We start from the raw sequence: 21581 nt of genomic DNA on the forward strand, positions 1-21581 counted from the left end.
AGAACGTGTTGAGAAAGCGGGCTGACAACTTCGGGGTTGTGGGCCAGGGTGGGCTATGGGCTCTTCCCCGGCCTACCCCTCGGATCTGACCGATGAGCAGTGGGCGCTGATCGAGCCGCTGGTGCCGGTGCTCAGCACCAGTGGCCGCGGCACTCGCGGCGGACGACCGGCGAAGTATCCGCGCCGCCGGATCGTCGACGCGATCTTGTACCTGGACCGGACGGGCTGTTCCTGGCGGCAGCTGCCGCACGACTTTCCGCCGTGGGAGACCGTCTACTACTACTTCCAGCGGTGGGCCGCCGACGGCACCACCGACCGGATCCATGACGCGCTGCGCGACGCGGCCCGGGATGCCGCCGGGCGTGACCCAGCCGCCTCGGCCGGTGCGGTGGACTCCCAGACGGTGCCCGGCGCCGCCACGGTCGGCACAGGCTCCCGTGGCTACGACGCCGGCAAGAAGGTCAACGGCCGCAAGCGGCACCTGGTGGTCGACACCCTGGGTCTGCTCATCGTCGTGCTGGTGACCGCGGCCAGCGTGCAAGACCGCGACGGCGGCATCCGGGTGCTGGACCGGGCCAAGATGGCCATGCCCTCCCTGGTGCTGGTCTGGGCCGATGCCGCCTACAGCCGCCGCACCCAGGACTTCGCCTCGAAGGCGCTGCGCATCCTGGTGCAGGTGGTGGCCAAGCTGGTCGGCCAGCAGGGCTTCGTGCCGCTGCCGCGCCGCTGGGTGGTCGAGCGCACGCACGCCTGGATCACCGGCCATCGCCGGATGAGCCGGGACTACGAACGGCTGCCCGCCCACTCCGAAGCGATGATCAAGTGGGCCATGATCGGGCTGATGGCCCGCCGCCTCGCACCGGCTCCCGGCCGCCGTCCCTGGCAGCCAGCACGAGCTTCCTGAACCCTTTCTCGACACGTTGTCAGTGCTCGGTGTCGAAGGCGAACGCGGGGTCGACCTCGCCGTCGGCCAGGTAGCGGGCGGCCGCGGTGGCCCGGGCGCGCACCTCGTCGAGGTCGGTGCCCAGCGCCGTCACGTGGCCGAGCTTGCGACCGCGGCGCTGGCCCTTGCCGTACCAGTGCAGCTTCACGTCGGGCCAGTGCGCCATGAGGTGGTGCACCCGCTCGTCGAGACCGGGGCCGGACCAGCCCTCCTCCGCGGCGCGCCCGCCGAGCACGTTGGCCATCACCACGACGGGCGCGGCCATCGCCGTGGCGCCCAGCGGGTAGTCGAGGACGGCGCGCAGGTGCTGCTCGAACTGGCTGGTCCGCGAGCCCTCGATGGTCCAGTGCCCGGAGTTGTGCGGCCGCATCGCCAGCTCGTTGACCAGGACGCCGTCCGCCGTCTGGAACAGCTCGACGGCCATGACCCCGACGACGCCGACCCGGTCGGCCACCCGCACCGCGAGCTCCTGGGCGGCGGTCGCGGTGTCCTCGTCCAGCCCGGGCGCCGGCGCCAGCACCTCGGTGTTGATGCCGTCGCGCTGCACGGTCTCCACCACGGGCCAGACGGCGACCTGGCCGAAGGGCGAGCGGGCGACCAGCGCGGAGAGCTCTCTGACCATCGGGACCCGCTGCTCGGCCAGCAGGACGTCGTAGCGGGCGAAGAGCTCGGCGACGTCGTCCGGGCCGTCGGCGACGAACACCCCGCGCCCGTCGTAGCCGCCGCGCGGCGTCTTGACGACCACCGGCCAGCCGTGCCGCTCGCCGAAGGCCGCGACCTCCGCGACGGAGGCGACCTCGGCCCAGGCCGGCTGGGGCTCCCCCGCCGCGGCCAGCGCCCGGCGCAGGACCAGCTTGTCCTGGGCGTGCACCAGCGCGTCGGGGCCGGGTGCGACCCGGTGCCCGGCCGCCTCGAGGGCACGCAGGTGTTCGGTGGGCACGTGCTCGTGGTCGAAGGTGACCACGGTGGCGCCGTCGGCGGCAGCGAGGAGCGCGTCGAGGTCGCGGTGGTCGCCGAGCCGGACGTCGGCGGCCACCAGCGCGGCGGACTCGTCGGGCCCGGTGGCGAGCACCCGCAGCGACTGGCCGAGCGCGATGGCGGCCTGGTGGGTCATCCGGGCCAGCTGGCCGCCGCCGACCATGGCGACGACGGGCAGCCCGGTGCGCGGGTCGACGGGGGTGGCCACGGGTGCCCAGCCTAGGGCGTGCTCAGTCCAGCGCGGCGAGCGAGCGGCCGATGCGACGGCCCGCGTCGGCGGCCACGGCTGCGGTGGGGTGCGTGCCGTCCGGCGAGGCCCCGGGGGCGAAGGCGCCGCCGGCGTCGACCTCGGCCCAGGGGTCCAGGTAGGTCCAGCCGTTCCGGCCGGCCAGGTGCGCGAGCGCGGCGTTGAAGCCGTTGCGGGCGGCGGAGTGCGGGTCGTTGGGTGCGATGGCGACGACCACGACGGTCGGCGCGCCGGCCGCCGCGACGATGCCCTCGATGTCGGCGGCCGACTCCTGCCACGACAGGCCCCGGACCAGGTCGTTCGTGCCGGCCATCACGACGAGCACGTCGGCCGACCAGTCGGTGGGCTCGACGCCGGCCAGCATGTCCGCGGTGGTGGCCCCGGGGACCGCCCAGCCGGCCACGAGGTCGAGACCGCTCTCCAGCTCGGCGGCCGGCAGCCAGGACGCATCGCCCTGGACCCGGTCGCCGACGAGCAACTGCGACACGTCGGTGGCGCCCGCGGTGATCGAGTCGCCGACCGCGACGAAGGTGCGCGGCGTGGCTGGGTCGGTCGTCGCGGGCGCCGGGCGGCTGGACGCCGCGGACGTCGGTGCGGCCGGTGACGCGTCGTCCACCGCCGGCCCGCAGCCGGCGACGACGGCCACCAGGACGGCGGCCACCGCCGTCCGCACTCGAGCCCGTTGGGGGGACGGCCACACCACGGGACGAGTCTGGGTCACCAGGCTGGGAGGTCCGGGCAGGCGGCTCGCCGGCGCCGTCAGGCGCTGAGCGACCGCTGCGCCGGCACGGCGCCGACCGACTGCCCCGACGGGACGTCGGCGTTGCGTGCGGCGAGCAGGGCTGCCGCGGCCGCGGTCAGCGGCCGGTCGGCCCGGACGACGGCGATCCGCGTCTGCGCCGGCTGCGCCGCGGCCGGGCGGCGCGTCGGGACGACACGGCGCAGCCGCTTGCGGGCCGGCTCCTCGACGAACCGGTACGCGAGGTGCGCGAGGACCAACGTCGAGAGGAGCACCGGAGCGAGCAGCAGGGCCCACAGCGAGGTGCCGACGGCGATCTCGGGCCACCACTCGATGAGGGTCCAGAAGACCTCGAACACCGGGATGTGCACGAGATACAGGCCGAAGGAGATGCGGCCGCCGTGCACCACCGCGTCCCGGGACAGCAGGGCGCTCAGGCCGGTGCGGGAGAGGGCGAGCGCGCCGACGAGCACCGGGAAGAAGACGACGACGATGCCGCCGAACGCGGAGTGGTCGTTGTCGATCCCCCGCCAGTCGCCCCACCACAGGCCGACAGCGATGGCGCCGACGCTGGCCAGGGCCCAGGTGGCGGCGGCCTGCTCCACGCGCGCTGTGCGGCGCACCCGCCGGACCACCAGGCAGGTCAGGGCGCCGGCCAGGAACGCCGCGCCGATGCGCAGCAGCCAGGACCACGCGATGACGGGCCCACCGTGGACGTAGGTGGTGTAGCTCAGCGGCACCATCAGCAGGACGGCGGTGGCGCCGAGCAGCGCCAGCGGCGCGTTGCGGACGCGCCAGAGCAGCAGCGCGACCAGCGGGAAGGCGACGTAGGCCAGCCACTCGGCGCTGATCGACCACGCCGAGCCCATCCAGGACTCGCCGCCGGAGGCGGGGTGCCCCCACAGCTGGACCATCGTGAGCTGCAGCAGGAAGTTCCAGACGTCGAGCACCGGCTGCTGGACCTGGTAGGCCACGACCCCGTCGGTCACCCGGGTGGCCTTGAACAGCAGCCAGCCGCCGTAGGCGACCGTCACCAGGGCGTACACCGGCCAGATGCGGCACACCCGGGCCCACAGGAAGTCCCCCGCCTCGCGCACCGACGGCGTGCGACCGACGCGCTCGAGGTAGGTCAGCGTGATCACGAAGCCGCTGAGGACGAAGAAGAGGTCCACGCCGGTGGCGCCGGCGCGGAGGACCGGCCGCAGCGGCTCCCAGTAACCGTCGTAGCCGAGGCCGGGCGTGAAGTGGAAGTGGTAGACGACGACCCAGACCGCCGCGACCGCCCGCAGCCCGGTCAGGGACCGGATCTCTCCCGACCCGACCGACTGCGCGCCGTCGGTCCCGGTCGCGTGGTCACGTGTGGACACGCGGTCCTCCTCTGTCCAGCCGTCGATAACGAAGCGATCACGCCTCGTGACAGAACGTAACCCGGCGCCGCGGGTGTCTTGAGTCGACGACGCACCAGAGTCGCCGGTCCGGCACGGCAACACCTGACGAACCCGCGCCCGCGCCGCGCGCCTGCTGGACACCGGCCGGAGCGGCACTCCGGCCGGCACCCCGTGATCGGCGTCGCCGGGTGCGGAACGGCACCGGCGCGTACGCTGGCCTTTCGTGACTGCCGTCTCCGCCGGTGCGCAGCGCCGCAGCCGCTCCCTGTGGTCCGTCGTCCGCCACCTCGGGGCCTTCGGCGTCGTCGGCGGGGTCGGCTTCGTGATCGAGGTCGGGCTCTTCCAGCTGCTCTACGGGCACCTGGGCAGTGGCGCGATCGTCGCCAAGGCGGTGGCGACCGTCGTGGCGATGACCGTGGCCTTCTTCGGCCACCGCCACTGGTCCTTCGCCCACCGGGCCCGCACCGGGTTCAAGCGGGAGTACCCGATGTTCCTGGCGATCAACGGCCTCACGCTGCTCCTCGGACTGGGGATCGTCGCCTTCGCCCGGTACGGCCTCGACCTGACCAGCGCGTGGGCGCTGCAGGGCGCCAACCTGGTCTCCATCGCCGTGGGCACCGTCGTGCGCTACCTGATGTACCGGCGGTGGGTCTTCCCCGCCCAGGAACCCTCGTCCTGACCCGGCACCCGGGCGGGACCACCCGGCCCGCGCCGTCGGTGCGCCCGGCCACCCCGGGCCCATGGCGAGCGGCCCCCGGCCCGAGCTGAGCTGGTCCCCGGAGCGGCACGGGCGCCACCACCACCGGTCCGTGCGCCGTCGACCAGCCGCGACGCGGTCGCGCTGACGATCTCGCTGCGCGGCGTGCCGGCGCAGCTGCCGTCAGCAGCGGAGCCGGCGGTCGCCGGCCGCAGGGCGGCACCGTCGGGCACGGCGGGCGTGCCCCCGTTCCTGTCGGACTCCCTGGGCGCCGGTGCTGCTCCATGCGCACGTCGACTCGACGAGCGCCGCAGGGTGCAGCCGCTGGGGCGAGACCTGCCAGGGGCCGGGCTCTCCCGTCACACGGCCCCCCGGCCGTCCCACAGGCCCCGGCCCGGCCGGCGTCACCGATCCGGGGAGTCAGCCGGCCAGGCGGGACCCGTGCCGGCCAGCGACGACCTCGAGCCGGGTGGGGATGCGGGTGCGCAGCTCCTCGAGGTGGCTGATGACGCCGACCGTCCGGCCGCCGCGGCGCAGCTCGTCGAGCACGTTCATGACGGCGTCGAGGGCCAGCGCGTCGAGCGTGCCGAACCCCTCGTCGACGAAGAGCGTGTCCATCTGGATGCCGCCGGCCTCGGCGGTGACGACGTCGGCGAGGCCGAGGGCCAGCGCCAGCGACGCCATGAAGCTCTCGCCGCCGGAGAGGGTCTTCGTGGGCCGGCGGGTGCCGGTGTACTCGTCGAAGACGTCCAGGCCCAGCCCGCCGCGGGCGCCGTGCCGGGCCTGCGCGTCGCTGTGCAGGAACGTGTACCGGCCGCCGGACATCTCCTGCAGCCGCCGGCTGGCGACCTCGGCGACCTGCTCCAGCCGGGCGGCGAGCACGAAGGACTGCAGCCGCATCCGCAGCGTGTTGGCGCCGCGGCCGTTGAGCAGGTCGGCCAGGCCGGCGACCCGCCCGGCCCAGGCGCGGCGCTCGGCGAGCTCCACCTCCGCGGAGACGACCTCCCCGGCCAGGGTGTCGAGCGCGCCCGCGCACCGCCGGGCCTGCTCGAGCGCGGCGACCGCCTCGTCCCGGCGGGCGGTCAGCTCCGCGCAGCGCTGCTGCAGCGCGGCGACGTCGGGCCGCGGGGGCAGGTCGGTGAGCTCGGGGTCGGCGAGGGCGGCGGCGACGACCGACCGGGCCTCGTCGTGCTCCCGCAGCCGCCGCTCGAGGCGGGTCAACTCCCCCGCGTCGAGCAGGGCGTCGGCGGCGTCGAGCAGGTCGGCGAACCCCGCGGCCGCGGCCCGCTGCCCGGCGGTCTCCCGCGCGGTGTCGGCGGCCGCGCGGGCGCGCAGCTCCTCGGCCTCGGCGGACAGCACCGCCTCGCACCGCTCCGCAGCCGCGGTCAGCCGCCGGACCCGCGCCGGCAGGTCGGCGTCCTCCCCGCGGGCGGCGTCGAGCCGGACGGTCAGCTCGGTCAGCGCCTGGGCACGGCCCTCCCGCTCGGCGGTGCGCCGCTGCAGCTCCTCGCGGTCGGCGGCCAGCGCCGCAGCCGCGGCGTCCCGACCGGCCTCCCGGGCGGCCAGCTCCCGGCGGGCGGTCTCGACCCCCTCGGCGAGCGCGGCGACCCGGTCGCGCTCGGCGCCGGCCTGCTCGGCGAGCGCGGCCAGCTCGGCCGCCGGCAGCTCCCCGGCCCGCTCGCGGAGGACGGCGAGCTCGCGCTCCCGCTCCTCGACGGCCCGTCGGGCGGTGGCGGTGCGTTCCTCGGCGGCGTCGACGACCGCCCGGGCCCGCTCCTCGTCGTCGGCGGAGACGCGCGGGCCGGTGTGCGTGGCCGGCCGCGGGTGCTCTGTGGCCCCGCACACGGGGCAGTCGGCGCCGTCCGCCAGCCCCGCCGCGAGCTCGGCGGCCATGCCGTCGAGGCGTGCGGTGCGCACCTCGACGAGGGTCTCGCGGGCGTCGACCCACGCGGTGCGCGCGGCCTCCGCGCTCTCCCGCGCGGCGGCCAGGTCGGCGGCGACCCGATCCGCACGGGTGGCGGCGTCCAGGGCCGTGCGGGCGGCGTCGGCAGCGGCGGTGAGACCCGGCAGCCGGGCCGCGGCGGCCGCGGCGGCGTCGAGCCGGCGCTGCGCCTCCGCGACGCGGTCGGGCCAGCCCGCCGCGATGCGGGCGCCCTCCTCGCAGCGGGCGGCGAGCGCCTCGACGTCCCGGCCGAGCCGGGTCAGCTCGCGGGCCAGGGCGGTGGCCCGGTCGGCCTCGGGCACCAGTGCGCGAGCCGCCGCGGCCTCGTCGCGCAGCTCCCGGGCGCGCAGGGTGTCGGCCTCGCCGCCATCGGCCACCCCGGCCCAGGCGGCGCGCGCCGCCTCCAGGCCGGCGGCCGCGGCCTCGGCGGCCAGCGCGGTGCGGCCGGCGGTCTCCAGCACGTCGCGCAGCGCCTCCGCCCGGCGTCCGGCGTCGGCCCGGACGCGCAGTGGGCCGAGCTGCTCCTCCTCGGCGGTGAGCCGGGCCAGCTCCCCACGGGCGCGGTCGCGCCGGGCGTGCCGATCGGCCAGGGCGCGGGCGTCGGCCAGCTCGGCGTCCAGGCGGGCGCTGTCGGCGGCGGCCGCCTCGGCCGCCGCGGTGGCGGCGGTGAGGTCGCCGGCGGCCCGGGTGCGGACGGCGGCGACCCAGGCGTTCACCGAGGCGCCGGGCTGGGCGCCGACCAGCTCGGGGGCCAGCTCCTCGGGCACCGCGACGTCGGCGGCGTGGGCGACTCGGTCGAGCAGCCGTCCCAGCCGCTCCCGATCGGTGCGCAGCGTCTCCTCGGCGGCCCGGCGCTCGGCGGCCAGCCAGTCCTCCGCGCGGGCGAAGCGCCCCACGTCGAAGAGGGTGCGCAGCAGCTTGGCCCGGTCCTCCGGCTCGGCGCGCAGGAAGCGGGCGAAGTCGCCCTGCGGCAGCAGCACCACCTGGCAGAACTGCTCGGCGGACAGGCCCAGCCGCACCCGCAGGTACTCGGAGCCCTCGTCGATGCGGGTGCTCACCGGCTCCCAGGCCGCCCCGTCCCACCGCTGCACGGTCAGCCTGGCCTGCTCGGTGGTCTCGCCGGCGCCGCGCTTCTTCGGCCGGGTCTGCTCGGGCCGGCGGACGACGAGCAGCCGCTCGCCGGCGAGGGTCAGCTCGCAGGAGACCTCGGTGCGGGTGGCGGCGTCGGCGTGGTCGCTGCGCAGCCGCTTCTCCTCGCCGCGCGCACCCGGGACGGTGCCGTAGAGGGCGTAGACGACGGCGTCGAGCAGCGTCGTCTTGCCCGCGCCGGTGGGGCCCCACAGCAGGAAGAGCCCGTCGCGGGCGACGGCGTCGACGTCGACGGTTTCGGTGCCGGCGAAGGGCCCGAACGCGGTGATGGACAGGGAGTGCAGCCTCACCGGGCGAGCTCCTCGCGGGCCGCCGCACCGAGGGCCCGCACCAGCAGCTCGCGCTCGGCGTCGCTCATGCCCACCCCGTTGCGGACGTGGGTGACGAACTCGCCGGCCACCTCCAGGTCGCTGCGGCCGCGCAGCCGCTCCTGGTAGCTGCGCCCGTCTCCCCCGCCGGCGCCGCCGGTCCACTCCAGGTGCACGCAGTGCGGGAAGCGGGTCTGCAGCTGCCGCATCGGGTCCGGGGGGCGGACGGCGTCGGTCAGCCGCGCGGAGACGAAGTGCTCCTCGACGCCCGCGTGGGCGGGGTCGGCGAGCAGCTCGTCGAGCGTGCCGGTGAGCACGGTCAGCGGGCGGGGGGTGGGCAGCGCCAGCGCCCGGACGTCGGCCAGCCCGGTCGCGTCGAGGTCGACCAGCCACACCTGCTTGGCCTGCCCGGCCTCGCCGAAGGAGTAGGCCAGCGGCGAGCCGCTGTAGCGCAGCCGCTCGGTGATCGTCTGCGGCCGGTGCAGGTGCCCCAGCGCGACGTAGTCGACCCCGTCGAACACCGGCGCGGGCACCAGGTCGACGCCGCCGACGCAGATGTCGCGCTCGCTGTCGCTGGGCACCCCGCCGCCGACGAAGGCGTGCGCCAGCACCACCGCGCGGGCGCCCGGACGCAGGAACAGGTCGCGGCGCACCCGCTCCATCGCCTCGGTGAGCACCGCCTCGTGCGAGCGGGCGCCCGGCAGGCCGAGCTCGTGCCGGGCGATCTCCGGCTCCAGGTAGGGCAGCCCGTAGACGGCCACCTCGCCGTGCTCGTCGCGCAGCAGCACCGGCTCGTCGAGGCCGGCGGTGGTGGCGCGCACGTGCAGGCCGGCGGCCGAGAGCAGGCCGGAGAAAGTGCCCAGGCGGCGCGCGGAGTCGTGGTTGCCCGGCGTCAGCACGACGGCCGCCCCGGCCCGCAGCAGCCGCCCGACCACCCGGTCGAGCACGCCGGTCGCGTCGGCCGAGGGCACCGCGCGGTCGTAGACGTCACCGGCGACGACCACCACGTCGACCGCCTCGGCGACGACGACGTCGGCCAGCCCGGAGAGCACCTCCTCCTGCTCACGCAGCAGGTCGGCGCCGTGCAAGGAGCGGCCGATGTGCCAGTCCGAGGTGTGCAGCAGCCGCATGGGCGCAGAAGGTAGGTCGGGGTACCGACAGAACCGTCCAGCCACGCCGTGACGGGCCGGTCACACCCGCCTCAGAAGCGGGTCGTGCGGTGCCCGGTCGACCAGCCGGCGGGGGTCCAGCCGTCGTCGTCCCATCCGTCGCGGGGCAGCGGCACACCGGCGGCGCCCCGCCGCTCGGCGTCCTCCTCGATCAGCGCGACGAGCAGCTGCTGGACACCGTCGCTGTCGGGCACCCGCTCGAGCACGGTGGTGCCGCCCTCGCCGAGGGACTCGATGGTCAGCGTCCCCGAGCTGACCAGCCGCTGGCCCAGCGTCTGCCGGTAGGAGACGTCGGCGATCCGGGACAGCGCGATGTCACGGCCCCGGCGGGCGAGGACGCCCTCGCGCAGCAGCACCCGGTGGGTGGTGACGACGTAGTGCGTGGTGCGCCAGCGCAGCACCGGCCGCAGGACGGCGCCGACGAGGACGAGCAGCGCGAGACCGGCGAGCACCGCGCGCACCGTGCCCTGCGACGGGCCGGCGGGCACCAGCGCCGCACCGAAGGACGTGCCGCCCACGACGAGCAGCAGGACGAGGACCGGCCGGGCGAGGGTCAGCCAGTGCGGGTGCAGGTGCCGGACGACCTCTTCGTCCTCGGCGAGCAACTTGTCCGGGTAGGGCACTCGGACAGGATGACGGAGGGCGACTCTCCGATCACGGCTCCCGCGCCGATGCGCGCACGTGTCGCACATCGCCGCTGGCCAGCTGCACGACCCCCTCCGCCGTCCGGACGACGAGCCGGCCGTCCCAGTCGACCGACTCGGCGACCCCCTCGAGGGTGGAGCCGTCCGGGAGGGTGACGACGACGTCGGCGCCGACCGTCGAGGACCACGCCAGGTAGTCGCGGGCCAGCCCGCTGGCGACCGGGTCGCCGAGGGTCTGCGCCCAGGCCAGGTAGCGGCGTTCGAAGGTGCGCAGGAACTGCAGCAGCACCGCGGCGCGGTCGACCGGCCGCCCGGCCACCAGCGCCAGCGAGGTGCCGGTGTCGGGCAGTTCGTCGGCGCGGGTGGAGACGTTGAGGCCCACGCCCACGACCACCGCTCCGCTGCCGACCTCGGCCAGGATGCCGGCCAGCTTCGCCCCGCCCGCGGCGAGCAGGTCGTTGGGCCACTTCAGCGAGGCGGGCACGCCCGGCACCTCGCCCACCGCCTCGGCCAGGGCGACGCCGGTGAGCAGCGGCAGCCACGCGCGGCGCGCGCTCGGGACGTCGGGGCGCAGCAGGAACGAGACGGTCAGGCCGGCGCCGGGCGGGGAGGTCCAGGCCCGGTCGAGCCGCCCCCGGCCGGTCACCTGGTGCTCGGCCGCGAGGACCGTCCCCTCGGGGGCGCCGTCCTCCGCGGCGGCGAGGAGTGCGGCGTTGGTCGAGCCGATCTCGTCGGCCACCTCCAACGACCGCCACAGCGCGCTGTCGGAGGTCAGTGCGGCCGCCAGCCCCGGGCCGTCGAGCGGGGCGCGGGAGGGGTCGGAGGAGGCGGACGGCGGGCGCTCGGGCACTCTTCTACGCTACGGAACCCGTGAGCGAGGTAGCTCACGCCCGGGCACGGCAGCGCGCGGCGCGGCCGACGAGCGTCAGCGAGGAGAGATGCGTGAGCGCGGCTGAACTGGAGAGCGCCGGGGACTCCGTCCCCGACGACGTCGACATCCACACGACCGCCGGGAAGCTGGCGGACTTCGACCGCCGCGTGCAGGAGGCCACCCACGCGGGCTCCGCGCGGGCCGTGGAGAAGCAGCACGCCGCGGGGAAGATGACCGCCCGCGAGCGCATCGAGGCGCTGCTCGACCCGGGCTCGTTCACCGAGCTCGACGAGTTCGCCCGCCACCGCTCCACCAACTTCGGCATGGAGTCCAAGCGGCCCTTCGGGGACGGCGTCGTCACCGGCTACGGCACCGTCGACGGCCGCCCGGTCTGCGTCTTCTCCCAGGACGTCACCGTCTTCGGCGGCAGCCTCGGCGAGGTCTACGGCGAGAAGATCGTCAAGGTCCTCGACCTGGCCATGCGCAACGGCTGCCCGGTCATCGGCATCAACGAGGGGGGCGGGGCGCGCATCCAGGAGGGGGTGGTCTCCCTCGGCCTCTACGGCGAGATCTTCCGGCGCAACGTGCACGCCTCCGGCGTCATCCCGCAGATCTCCCTGGTGATGGGCGCCGCGGCCGGCGGGCACGTCTACTCCCCCGCGCTCACCGACTTCATCGTGATGGTCGACCAGACCAGCCAGATGTTCATCACCGGGCCCGACGTCGTGAAGACCGTGACCGGCGAGGACGTCACCCTCGAGGAGCTCGGCGGCGCGCGCACGCACAACACCAAGTCCGGCGTCGCGCACTACCTGGCCGAGGACGAGGCCGACGCCCTCGACTACGTCAAGGCGTTGCTGTCCTACCTGCCGAGCAACAACCTCGACCCGCTGCCGGCCCTCGAGGTCGCCCCGGCCGACACCACGCACGACGGCGTCACCGACTCCGACCGCGAGCTCGACACCTTCGTCCCGGACTCGGCCAACACCCCCTACGACATGCACACCGTCATCGAGCACGTGCTCGACGACGGCGAGTTCCTCGAGGTCCAGCCGCTGTTCGCGCCGAACATCGTCGTCGGCTTCGGCCGGGTCGAGGGGCGGCCGGTCGGCGTCGTGGCCAACCAGCCCACCCAGTTCGCCGGCACGCTCGACATCGACGCCAGCGAGAAGGCGGCGCGGTTCGTGCGCACCTGCGACGCGTTCAACATCCCGGTGCTGACCTTCGTCGACGTCCCCGGGTTCCTGCCCGGCACCTCCCAGGAGTGGGAGGGGATCATCCGCCGCGGCGCCAAGCTGATCTACGCCTACGCCGAGGCGACCGTCCCGAAGATCACCGTGATCACCCGCAAGGCCTACGGCGGCGCCTACGACGTCATGGGCTCCAAGCACCTCGGCGCCGACCTCAACCTCGCCTGGCCGACCTCGCAGATCGCCGTCATGGGCGCGCAGGGCGCGGTCAACATCCTCTACCGGCGGGAGCTGGCCGACGCCGAGGACACCGACGCGCGCCGCGCTGAGCTCATCACCGAGTACGAGGACGCGCTGCTCTCGCCGTACATCGCGGCCGACCGTGGGTACGTCGACCAGGTGATCCGGCCGTCGGAGACCCGCATCGAGGTCACCAAGGGGCTGCGCCTGCTGGCCAACAAGCGCCAGACCCTGCCCCCGAAGAAGCACGGGAACATCCCGCTATGACATCGCCGTCCTCCGGACGGCACCGCGGCCAGGTGCCGTCCCCGGCCTCCGCGGAGCCCACCCCGGCCCTCGTCGCGGGGGCCTCCGGCCCCCACTCCTCGGACCGACCCCTGCTGCGGGTCGTCAGGGGCGAGCCCTCGGCCGAGGAGCTCGCCGCCCTCACCGTCGTCGTCGCCGCCCTGTCACAGCGGCGCACCCGCCGCCGGCCGACCCCGGTCGGGACCTGGGCGTCGTTCGGGAACTCGCACCGGCAGCCGCTGCGCCCCGGCCCCGGTGGCTGGCGCGCGTCCGGGCGGTTCGCATGAGCGAGCGTGCGGGTTCGTGCGACAGGACGGCAGAGCTGCGGGTGCTGACCACGAGCGCCAGGGAGGAGGGAGCATGAGCGTGGACCGCAGGCTGGTGCTGGCCTCGGCGTCCCCCGCCCGGCTGGCCCTGATGCGCCAGGCCGGGCTGACGCCCGAGGTCGTCGTGAGCCAGGTCGACGAGTCGTCGGTGCAGGCCGCGCGGGTCGGCGAGCAGGTCGCCCTGCTGGCCGCTGCCAAGGCCAAGGCCGTCGCCGAGCAGGAGACCGATGCCCTCGTCGTGGGCGCCGACTCGCTGCTGGAGTTCCGCGGACAGGCGATGGGCAAGCCCGCCGACGCGCACGAGGCCCGCGACCGCTGGCAGCGGATGAGCGGGAAGAGCGGCGTGCTGCACACCGGCCAGGCGCTCTTCGACGTCCAGGGCGGCCAGGTGGTCAGCCGGGACGTCGCCGTCGTCTCCACGCTCGTGTACTTCGCCAGCCCCACACCGCAGGAGATCGAGGCCTACCTCGCCACCGGTGAGCCACTGGCCGTGGCCGGCGCCTTCACCCTCGACGGCCTGGGCGCGCCGTTCGTCCGGCGGGTGGACGGCGACCCGGCAGCGGTCATCGGCCTGTCGCTGGCCACCCTGCGCACCCAGCTCGCCAAGCGCGGGCTGACCCTCACCGACCTCTGGCGCCGCTGAGCCAGGGGCGCCCGGGCGCCCCTGGCCCAGCTGGTCAGCGGTCGGCGGCGAGCCGGGCGCGGGTCACCCGGCGGGCCTGACCGGCGGTGACCCGCGCCCGGCGGGCCACCGCCCGGGTGACGCGGACGCCGTTGGCCACCGTCGGACGGCGGCGCGCGCGGCGCTCCTGCTCCGCGGCCTCGGCGGCCAGCCGGGCCGCCTCCTCCTGACGCCGGAGCTCGGCTGCCCGGCGCTCGGCCGCGTTGCGGTCCGCGATGTGCCGGGCCAGCCCGGCCAGCCCCTGCACGGCCGCCTCGACGATCTGCTCGGCGGAGACCTCGCCGGTCCCCGCACGGCCGGAGCCGGTGACGCGCAGCTCGTCGACGTCCCCGATCACGGGCACGCCGAGCTGCTGGACGCCGTCGACGAGACGCTCGGCCTCGGCCACGGCCCAGTCGTGGTGCTCGGCCGGCAGGCGCAGCTTCGGCTCCTGGCCGGCCCGGTAGCTCAACACGCCCTTGGCCAGCGCCCACTTCAGGATCGGGTCGCCGTCCTGCCAGGTCACCCCGGCCTCGCGGCTCGCCACGTTCACCCGGCGCATGAGCTCCGCGGACGCGGCGCCCAGCGAGCCGTTGCTGACCGGGACGTCGGTGTCGTAGGGACCGGGGTCGACCCCGATGGCCTGCGCGAAGCGCTGCCACAGGAGGTCGGCCGGCGCACCGGAACCGGGCACGGTGACCACCGTGACGTCTTCGACGGGGAGGACGGCCAGCCAGTTGGGCAGGATCGACGTCAGGTCGTACTGGTCGAACAGTTGCCGGCCCGGACCGGTCGAGCGGGGGTCGGGCGAGGTCACCGCGGCGACGTACTCCTCCCAGGTCCAGGTGGCCCAGTTCTGTACCTGCTCCTGCCACTGCGCGGGCACGGTCCGGGCGATGTCTCGGGCGGTGACGACGACGCGGACGCGGTGCGGGGCCAGGGAATCCACGACGGCGCGGACCTGCTCGGGGGTGGCGTGCACCATCCACTCCATCGACAACACCACCGACTCGCCGGACCAGGCGTGCACCTGCTCGACGAAGCGCGACCAGGCACCGACCACCTCCGATGCGGGCTCGTCGTGCGGGTCGATCTCCAGGACGTCCCGGACGGCGAACACCTGGTCATTCCAGGTGTCGCCGTACCAGAGGACCCCGTCGGCGGCCAGGCGCTCCCGGTTCCGGTCCATCAGGCCCTGGAGGTAGGTGGTGCCCGACTTGGGCGTGCCGATGTGCAGGTGGACGAGCATGGTGGTTGTCCCTCGTTCTCCGGCCCGACAGCACGGCACCGGTTACGTTCCGCAGCGGTTCGCCAGCTGACGGTAGACGAGAGGGAGGGACGCCGGCCGCTCCCGTGAGCCACGCGCCTCTCGGGTCCCGTCCCGTCACAGGAGCAGCACCCGTCCCGGCTCCGGGCACGCTCCGGGGCCCGCCCTGCTGCGGTCCCGGGCCCGGCGGCTGGCTACAGTCCGACAGATCGTCCGTTTCCTGAGGGAGAGCGCCGGTGCAGAAGGTCCTGATCGCCAACCGCGGCGAGATCGCGGTGCGCGTGGCCCGCGCGTGCAAGGACGCGGGGTTGGCCAGCGTGGCCGTCTACGCCGAGCCCGACCGTGACGCGCTGCACGTGCGCACGGCCGACGAGGCCTTCGCCCTCGGGGGGATGACGCCCGGCGACTCCTACCTGGTGATCGACAAGATCCTGGACGCCGCCAAGCAGTCGGGCGCGGACGCCATCCACCCCGGCTACGGCTTCCTCTCCGAGAACGCCGACTTCGCGCAGGCGGTGATCGACGCCGGGCTGACCTGGATCGGCCCCTCCCCCGAGGCGATCATCGCCCTCGGTGACAAGGTGCAGGCCCGGCACATCGCCATGAAGGCCGGCGCGCCGCTGGTCCCGGGCACCAAGGACCCGGTCGGCGGCGCCGACGAGGTCGTGGCCTTCGCCGAGGAGCACGGATTGCCGGTCGCGATCAAGGCGGCGTTCGGCGGCGGCGGGCGCGGGCTGAAGGTGGCCCGCACCACGGAGGAGATCCCCGAGCTGTTCGACTCTGCCGTCCGGGAGGCCGTGTCGGCCTTCGGCCGAGGCGAGTGCTTCGTCGAGCGCTTCCTCGACAAGCCCCGGCACGTCGAGGCCCAGGTGCTGGCCGACACCCACGGCAACGTGGTGGTCGTCGGCACCCGCGACTGCTCGCTGCAGCGGCGCAACCAGAAGCTCGTCGAGGAGGCCCCCGCGCCGTTCCTCACCGACGAGCAGCGGGCGCGCATCCACGAGTCGGCCAAGGCGATCTGCCGCGAGGCCGGCTACCACGGCGCCGGCACCGTGGAGTACCTCGTCGGCATCGACGGCTCGGTCTCCTTCCTCGAGGTCAACACCCGGCTGCAGGTCGAGCACCCGGTCTCGGAGGAGACCAGCGGCATCGATCTGGTTCGCCAGCAGTTCCGCATCGCCGACGGTCTGCCGCTGGAGGTCACCGAGGACCCGACGCCCCGCGGGCACAGCATCGAGTTCCGGATCAACGCCGAGGACGCCGGGCGCAACTTCATGCCCGCCCCCGGCCCGGTCACCCGGCTGGAGATCCCGCAGGGCCCGGGCGTGCGGTGGGACTCCGGCGTCGAGACCGGCGGCGAGGTGGCCGGCGCGTTCGACTCGATGCTGGCCAAGCTCATCGTCACCGGCGCCACCCGCGAGGAGGCCCTGCAGCGGGCCCGCCGCGCGCTCGACGAACTGGTCGTCGAGGGCATGCCGACCGTCGTCCCCTTCCACCGCGCGGTCGTGCGCGACGAGGCGTTCACCAGCGAGCCGTTCACCGTGCACACCCGCTGGATCGAGACCGAGTGGGACAACCAGGTCCCGCCGTACTCGGCCACCCCCGCCGAGCGCGACGAGGACGAGCCGCGGCAGACCGTCGTCGTCGAGGTCGGTGGGCGCCGGCTCGAGGTGTCGCTGCCCGCGGGTCTCACCGCCGGCGGCGGGGGCGCTCCGGCCGCCTCCGGCGGGGCCAAGCCACGCAAGCGCGGCGGCGGCCACGGCGGGGCGGCGGCGTCCGGCGACTCCCTGACCAGCCCGATGCAGGGCACCATCGTCAAGGTCGGCGTCTCCGACGGCGACACCGTGGCCGAGGGCGACCTGGTCGTCGTCCTCGAGGCGATGAAGATGGAGCAGCCCATCACCGCCCACAAGGCGGGCACGGTTAGCAGCCTGTCCGCCGAGGTGGGCGCCACGGTGACCAGCGGCGCGGTCATCTGCACCATCTCCGACGCCGGCTAATCCCCCGGACACGACGAGGGCCCGCCACCGGTTCCCCGGTGGCGGGCCCTCGTCGTGTGCGCGTCAGGGCGTGGTCGTCACGATCTCGCCGTCGGGCCGCTCGGTGAGCGTGCCGTTCTGGAACCGGACCTGCCAGCCGCCGCCGGGCAGCGCGGCGTGGTCGGTGACCGGGAAGCCGAGCGGCCCGGTCGGGCCCCCGTCCGCCAGCCAGTGCGTGAGGATCCCACCCCGGACGGCGTGCGCCCCGGTGGCCGACGACCAGTAGACCGCCCCGCCGGCGAAGTCGGTCTTGTACCCGCCGGGCACCGCCACGTCGTCCCCGGTCGGATAGCCGAGGACACCGGTCTGCGCGCCCAGCGACCGCCAGCGCTCGAGGATCTGCCCGCGCACCACGTGCGCACCGGTCCTCGCCGACCAGTAGACGACCCCACCCTGCAGCCGCACCAGCGCCCCGGTGCCGTCGGCGGTCCCGCCGTCGTCGGCGATCGGGAACCCGAGCACCCCCGGACCACCGTGCGCCACGTAGCGCTGCAGGATCGCGCCACGCACCATCCGCGGCCCGGTCGACGGCGACCAGTAGATCGAGCCGCCGGCGAAGTCGGTCTTGTACCCGCCGGGCACCGCCACGTCGTCCCCGGTCGGATAGCCGAGGACACCGGTCTGCGCGCCCAGCGACCGCCAGCGCTCGAGGATCTGCCCGCGCACCACGTGCGCACCGGTCCTCGCCGACCAGTAGACGACCCCACCCTGCAGCCGCACCAGCGCCCCGGTGCCGTCGGCGGTCCCGCCGTCGTCGGCGATCGGGAAGCCGAGCACCCCCGGACCACCGTGCGCCACGTAACGCTGCAGGATCGCCCCGCGCACCATCCGCGCACCCGTGGCCGACGACCAGTAGATCGACCCGCCGGCGAAGTCCGTCTTCCACCCGCCGGGCACCGCCACGTCGTCCCCGATCGGGTAGCCCAGCGGCCCGTTCTCCGCGCCCAGCGACCGCCAGCGCTCCAGGATCGCCCCCCGCACCACGTGCGCGCCCGTCAGGTGGGACCAGTAGATCGACCCGCCGGCGTAGTCGCGGCGGCAGCCACCGTCACGCAGCCCACAGACGTGGGCCGACGTCGGGCTGCCCAGCACGGTGGCACCCCCCAGCTGCTGGTAGGCCGCGTCGACCGGGTGTCCGGTCCGTGAGGACACGACCTGGACACGGGCAGAGCTCGGCCCGACCGCGAGGACGGACACGGCGAACTGCTCGTCGCCGACGACCACGGGAACCGACCCCGGCAGGGCGACGTACAGGTCCCGGTCCCAGTCGGCCGCCGAGGAGGGGGTCCCGTCGAGCAGCAGGGAGGTGTCGTTGCCGTCCACCGTCAGACGCACCTGGACACCGCTCTGCAGGCCGATCCAGTTCTCCGACGTCCCGAGCCAGCTGTCCTGGCCGGTGGGCGCCCGGTATTCCAGCCAGTAGGAGTCCCCGTCCGCGTCGACCAGCTGCACCGCCCGGGTCCCGGTGCGGGCCCCCACGGGGGACAGCGTGAACTGCGCGGGCGAGGCACCGGCGGCCATGGTGGACGCCGAGTCGCCGGGCAGCACCCCCAGGCGCGCGGCGTGCGGCGCGTTGAGCGAGCCGACCGGGCCCCAGGAGACCCCCATGACGTCGTAGAGGTCGTAGTACTCCCTCACTGCACAGAGGCCGCTGTCCGGGGTGCGGTCGCACAGCAGCTCGGACGCGTGGCCCAGCCCGAGGTTGTGGCCGAGCTCGTGGGCCATGACCGACAGCTCGACCGCCTGCACGTAGGACATGCCCCCCGAGCCGATGCCGGTGCCGATCGTGCCGAGCCCGTAGGAGCAGCCGGGCGAGTCGGCCGGCACGTACACGAAGAGGTGACGGCCCGGCGCCTCGCTCCACTGGGCGCGGGTGGCGGCCTCCGACCAGAGGGCGAAGGGGTCGTCGCAGCCCACCGTCGACTCGGCGGTCCAGTCGTGGCCGGCCACCACGCCCAATCCGACGGCCCCGTCGGTCTGTGCTCGCCAGAAGTCCGCCACCGGCCCGTTGACCGCGTCCACCACCTGACTCAGCGAGGTGGCGTCACGCACCGCTCCGTCCGGGTGCAGCATGACGACGGTCACCTCGTGGTTCACCGCGCCCACCGCCGGCGCGGTCGCCTCGGCCGGGGCGGCGAGCACCTCCGCCGTCAGCACGTCCTGGGCGGGCGCCAGGTCGGCGGCGGCCACCTCGGCCTCGACGCTCTGCCCCAGCGTCACCTCGACGGTCGACCCGGTCGCGATGTCCTCGACGTCCTCGCTGGGCACCCGCACCGTGTCACCGGACTCGGTGCGCACCCAGCTGATCAGGCCGTCGGCGTGATCGTCCCCGTGGACGTCGGCCGGTTCCCCGATGTCGGCCGGTTCGCCGATGTCGGCCGGTTCGCCGACGTCGGACGGAAAGGGGTCGGCGTAGCCCTGGACGAGCTCACCGACGACCGTGTCGCCGGCGGCCGGTACCTGTTCCGCGGCGGCCGGCGGTGCCACGAACACCGGCAGGACGGCGGCGGCTGTGGCGGCGAGGACGAGCAGCCGAGGGGGACGCACAGGGGGCATGAACGGTCTCCAAGCGAGAGGGGGCGCCTTCCCATCGGCAGGTCGGACCCGGAAGTGGAGGCCGACGCTCAGTCCCGGGCGCGCACGCCCCGCTTCCGGGTGAACGTCCAGCCGGCGAGCACCACGACCCCCAGGCCCGCGGCCGCCGCGGCCGGCGGCGCCCAGTCCGCGCGCGGGGCGGTCCGGACGGCGGCCGGCACCGGCTCGGTCAGCACCAGGCCGGCGGTCACCGGAGCGGCAGCGGTCTCCGCCGCGGCGACGGGCGCGGACAGGGCGACCGCGGCCGGGAGGGGGGCGGTCGCGACGGCAGCGGCGGCGGGCGCCGGGCCGGCGACAGGGGCGGCCGCGGGCTCGGCGGCCAGCACCTCCGGCGCGGCGTCGCCCTCGGGCAGCGGGGTCACCGGGACGGCGGCCGCAGCGGCGGGGACGACGGTCAGCGTCGCCCCGGTCGCGGTGACGGCGTCCACGGTGACGGTGAAGGCGCCGCCGGCGACCGGCACCGGCACGCCGACGGGCAGCGCGGCCCGCAGGTCGTCGTCCCACCCGGCGGCCGGCGACGGGGTGCCGTCGAGCAGCAGCGAGGTGTCGGGCATCCGGCCGGTGCGGTGCAGCAGGACGCCGGAGTCGAGGCCGAAGCGGTTGCCGTCGGCGCCGAGCCAGGCGTCGCGGCCGACCGCGGCGCGCAGCTCCAGCCAGTAGGTGCCGCCCGCGGCGTCGGTCAGCCGCACCGCCCGGGTGCCGGCCCGCGCGCCCAGCGGGGCGAGGGTGAGAGTCGTGGCCGGCCCGGCCGCCTCCACCGGCAGCTGTGCCGAGGCGGGCAGCAGGCCCAGCTGCGCGGCCTGCGGGGCGTTGAGCGACCCCATCGCGCTCCACGAGGCGCCCATGACGTCGTAGTAGTCGCGGTAGGGGGCGGTGCGGCAGGTGCCGGTCTCGACCGCGCCGTCGCACTGGTGCCCCGAGGAGTGGCCGAGGCCGAAGTTGTGGCCCAGCTCGTGGGCGATGATCGAGGGCAGCACGTCCCGGACGTAGACCCGCCCGCCCGCGCCGACGCCCGCACCGACCTGGCCGAGCGCGTAGGAGCAGCCGGGCAGGTCCCGCGGCTCGCTGCTGACGTGGACGACCAGGTGCCGACCGGGGCCGGGCACGAAGCCGGTGCGGTCGACGACCTCGTTCCACATCGCGGTCGGGTCGGCGCACCCGGCGGTGGTCTGCAGCCAGTCGTGGGCGTCCGTCACGCCGAGCCGGACGGCGCCGTCGGTCTCCCCCGCCCAGAACTCCGCGACCGGCCCGTCGACGGCGGCCACCAGCTCGCCCAGCGTCGCGCCGTCCCGCTGCCCGCCGGCCGGGACCACCATGGCCACGGTGACCTGGTTGGTCAGCCCGGCCACCCGCGCGGCGCGCGCCTCCGGCGCCTCCTGCAGCAGCTGGGCGGCGAGCACGTCCCGGGCGGGCTCGAAGCCCTCCCGGCCGGCCGCGTCGAACACGTTCGCGCCCACCGTCACCTCGACGGTGGAGCCGACCTCCAGGCCGGCCACCGCCCCGGTCGGCACGCGGACCGCCTCGCCCGTGGCGCTCTCGACCCAGGTCAGCGGGGCCTCGGCGTGCTCGGCCTCCGCGGCGGAGCCGGCCAGCCCCGCCTCCGGCCAGGCCTGCACGATCTCGCCGACGACGGTGTCCGGCGCCGCGGTCTCCTCCGCCCGGGCCGCCGTCGCCGGCAGGGTCAGGGAGAGGGCCAGCGCGGTCGCCGCTCCGGGCGCTGGCCGGTGCGGCGACCGCGCTGGCCCTCTCCCTGACCCTGCCGGCGACGGCGGCCCGGGCGGCCGAGCTCGTCCCGGTGGGGGCGCATTCCCCCTGTCCTGGGCCTGTCTCGTATACACCTCTGTCTCTGCCGAGCATCTCTCACCTGTAGTCCTCCGTGCTCGTTGTCTCCTTCCTATCAAAA

Annotated in this window: 16 protein-coding genes; 6 read left to right on the forward strand and 10 right to left on the reverse strand. The window is 75.4% G+C overall.

From position 1 onward, the window contains the following. Positions 1-55: 55 nt before the first annotated feature. On the forward strand, positions 56-904 hold the full coding sequence (locus tag CNO22_RS16380) for an IS5 family transposase (RefSeq protein WP_100499712.1): 849 nt from the start codon (positions 56-58) through the stop codon (positions 902-904). A 19-nt stretch (positions 905-923) separates the two neighbouring features. Here CNO22_RS16380 and CNO22_RS16385 read toward each other — a convergent pair whose 3' ends face one another. From CNO22_RS16385 to CNO22_RS16395, 3 genes are all read right to left on the reverse strand, one after another. Beyond that, positions 924-2129 (reverse strand): 5-(carboxyamino)imidazole ribonucleotide synthase, encoded by a 1206-nt coding sequence (locus tag CNO22_RS16385; protein WP_100500377.1) that lies wholly within the window; start codon positions 2127-2129, stop codon positions 924-926. Positions 2130-2151: 22 nt separating this feature from the next. Then, positions 2152-2829: an SGNH/GDSL hydrolase family protein gene (locus CNO22_RS27780; RefSeq protein ID WP_157936976.1), complete on the reverse strand. Its 678-nt coding sequence runs from the start codon at positions 2827-2829 to the stop codon at positions 2152-2154. A 98-nt stretch (positions 2830-2927) separates the two neighbouring features. Beyond that, on the reverse strand, positions 2928-4274 hold the full coding sequence (locus CNO22_RS16395; RefSeq protein ID WP_157936977.1) for an acyltransferase family protein: 1347 nt from the start codon (positions 4272-4274) through the stop codon (positions 2928-2930). 244 nt (positions 4275-4518) lie between these two features. Here CNO22_RS16395 and CNO22_RS16400 point away from each other — a divergent pair, with 244 nt between their 5' ends. Beyond that, entirely contained in the window at positions 4519-4974 is a 456-nt protein-coding gene (locus CNO22_RS16400) for a GtrA family protein (protein WP_100500379.1), read from the forward strand. 438 nt (positions 4975-5412) lie between these two features. On the opposite strand, the gene CNO22_RS16405 is transcribed toward CNO22_RS16400, so the two are convergent. The 4 genes from CNO22_RS16405 to CNO22_RS16420 form a co-directional block, all read right to left on the reverse strand. Then, positions 5413-8373 carry an AAA family ATPase gene (locus tag CNO22_RS16405; protein ID WP_100500380.1) on the reverse strand — a complete coding sequence of 987 codons (2961 nt, stop codon included), beginning with the start codon at positions 8371-8373 and terminating at the stop codon, positions 5413-5415. Next, positions 8370-9521, reverse strand: a complete 1152-nt coding sequence (locus tag CNO22_RS16410) for an exonuclease SbcCD subunit D (RefSeq protein WP_100500381.1) — start codon at positions 9519-9521, stop codon at positions 8370-8372. The genes CNO22_RS16405 and CNO22_RS16410 overlap by 4 nt, the downstream gene beginning before the upstream one ends. Before the next feature lie 71 nt (positions 9522-9592). Further along, a complete protein-coding gene (locus CNO22_RS16415; protein WP_100500382.1) occupies positions 9593-10183 on the reverse strand; it encodes a PH domain-containing protein in 591 nt (196 codons plus the stop codon). A 31-nt stretch (positions 10184-10214) separates the two neighbouring features. Continuing rightward, the gene (locus CNO22_RS16420) at positions 10215-11054 is read right to left on the reverse strand and encodes a biotin--[acetyl-CoA-carboxylase] ligase (RefSeq protein WP_100500383.1); all 840 of its coding nucleotides are present in this window, start codon (positions 11052-11054) and stop codon (positions 10215-10217) included. Between the two features lie 92 nt (positions 11055-11146). Here CNO22_RS16420 and CNO22_RS16425 point away from each other — a divergent pair, with 92 nt between their 5' ends. From CNO22_RS16425 to CNO22_RS16435, 3 genes are all read left to right on the forward strand, one after another. Then, the gene (locus CNO22_RS16425; protein ID WP_100500384.1) at positions 11147-12772 is read left to right on the forward strand and encodes an acyl-CoA carboxylase subunit beta; all 1626 of its coding nucleotides are present in this window, start codon (positions 11147-11149) and stop codon (positions 12770-12772) included. Continuing rightward, entirely contained in the window at positions 12769-13077 is a 309-nt protein-coding gene (locus tag CNO22_RS16430; protein ID WP_100500385.1) for an acyl-CoA carboxylase subunit epsilon, read from the forward strand. The genes CNO22_RS16425 and CNO22_RS16430 overlap by 4 nt, the downstream gene beginning before the upstream one ends. Before the next feature lie 73 nt (positions 13078-13150). Then, positions 13151-13759: a Maf family protein gene (locus tag CNO22_RS16435; protein ID WP_100500386.1), complete on the forward strand. Its 609-nt coding sequence runs from the start codon at positions 13151-13153 to the stop codon at positions 13757-13759. Positions 13760-13793: 34 nt separating this feature from the next. Here the strand turns inward: CNO22_RS16435 and CNO22_RS16440 are convergent, their stop codons facing one another. Beyond that, positions 13794-15026 (reverse strand): hypothetical protein, encoded by a 1233-nt coding sequence (locus CNO22_RS16440; protein WP_100500387.1) that lies wholly within the window; start codon positions 15024-15026, stop codon positions 13794-13796. A 254-nt stretch (positions 15027-15280) separates the two neighbouring features. On the opposite strand from CNO22_RS16440, the gene CNO22_RS16445 reads away from it, so the two are divergent. After that, positions 15281-17044 (forward strand): acetyl/propionyl/methylcrotonyl-CoA carboxylase subunit alpha, encoded by a 1764-nt coding sequence (locus CNO22_RS16445; RefSeq protein WP_100500388.1) that lies wholly within the window; start codon positions 15281-15283, stop codon positions 17042-17044. A gap of 63 nt (positions 17045-17107) precedes the next feature. Here CNO22_RS16445 and CNO22_RS16450 read toward each other — a convergent pair whose 3' ends face one another. Continuing rightward, positions 17108-19639, reverse strand: a complete 2532-nt coding sequence (locus tag CNO22_RS16450) for a hypothetical protein (protein WP_157936978.1) — start codon at positions 19637-19639, stop codon at positions 17108-17110. Between the two features lie 68 nt (positions 19640-19707). Continuing rightward, positions 19708-21294, reverse strand: a complete 1587-nt coding sequence (locus CNO22_RS27300) for a reprolysin-like metallopeptidase (protein WP_157936979.1) — start codon at positions 21292-21294, stop codon at positions 19708-19710. Positions 21295-21581 lie beyond the last annotated feature (287 nt).

It is taken from the genome of Geodermatophilus chilensis, assembly GCF_002802985.1.
GTDB classification, from domain to species: Bacteria; Actinomycetota; Actinomycetes; order Mycobacteriales; family Geodermatophilaceae; genus Geodermatophilus; species Geodermatophilus chilensis.

Bases quoted from the DNA above. Each gene is read 5' to 3' on its own strand.
- CNO22_RS16380 (WP_100499712.1), top strand. From the start codon at position 56: ATGGGCTCTTCCCCGGCCTACCCCTCGGATCTGACCGATGAGCAGTGG.
- CNO22_RS16450 (WP_157936978.1), bottom strand. From the start codon at position 19,639: ATGCCCCCTGTGCGTCCCCCTCGGCTGCTCGTCCTCGCCGCCACAGCC.
- CNO22_RS16440 (WP_100500387.1), bottom strand. From the start codon at position 15,026: ATGCTCGTCCACCTGCACATCGGCACGCCCAAGTCGGGCACCACCTAC.
- CNO22_RS16410 (WP_100500381.1), bottom strand. From the start codon at position 9,521: ATGCGGCTGCTGCACACCTCGGACTGGCACATCGGCCGCTCCTTGCAC.
- CNO22_RS16430 (WP_100500385.1), top strand. From the start codon at position 12,769: ATGACATCGCCGTCCTCCGGACGGCACCGCGGCCAGGTGCCGTCCCCG.
- CNO22_RS16435 (WP_100500386.1), top strand. From the start codon at position 13,151: ATGAGCGTGGACCGCAGGCTGGTGCTGGCCTCGGCGTCCCCCGCCCGG.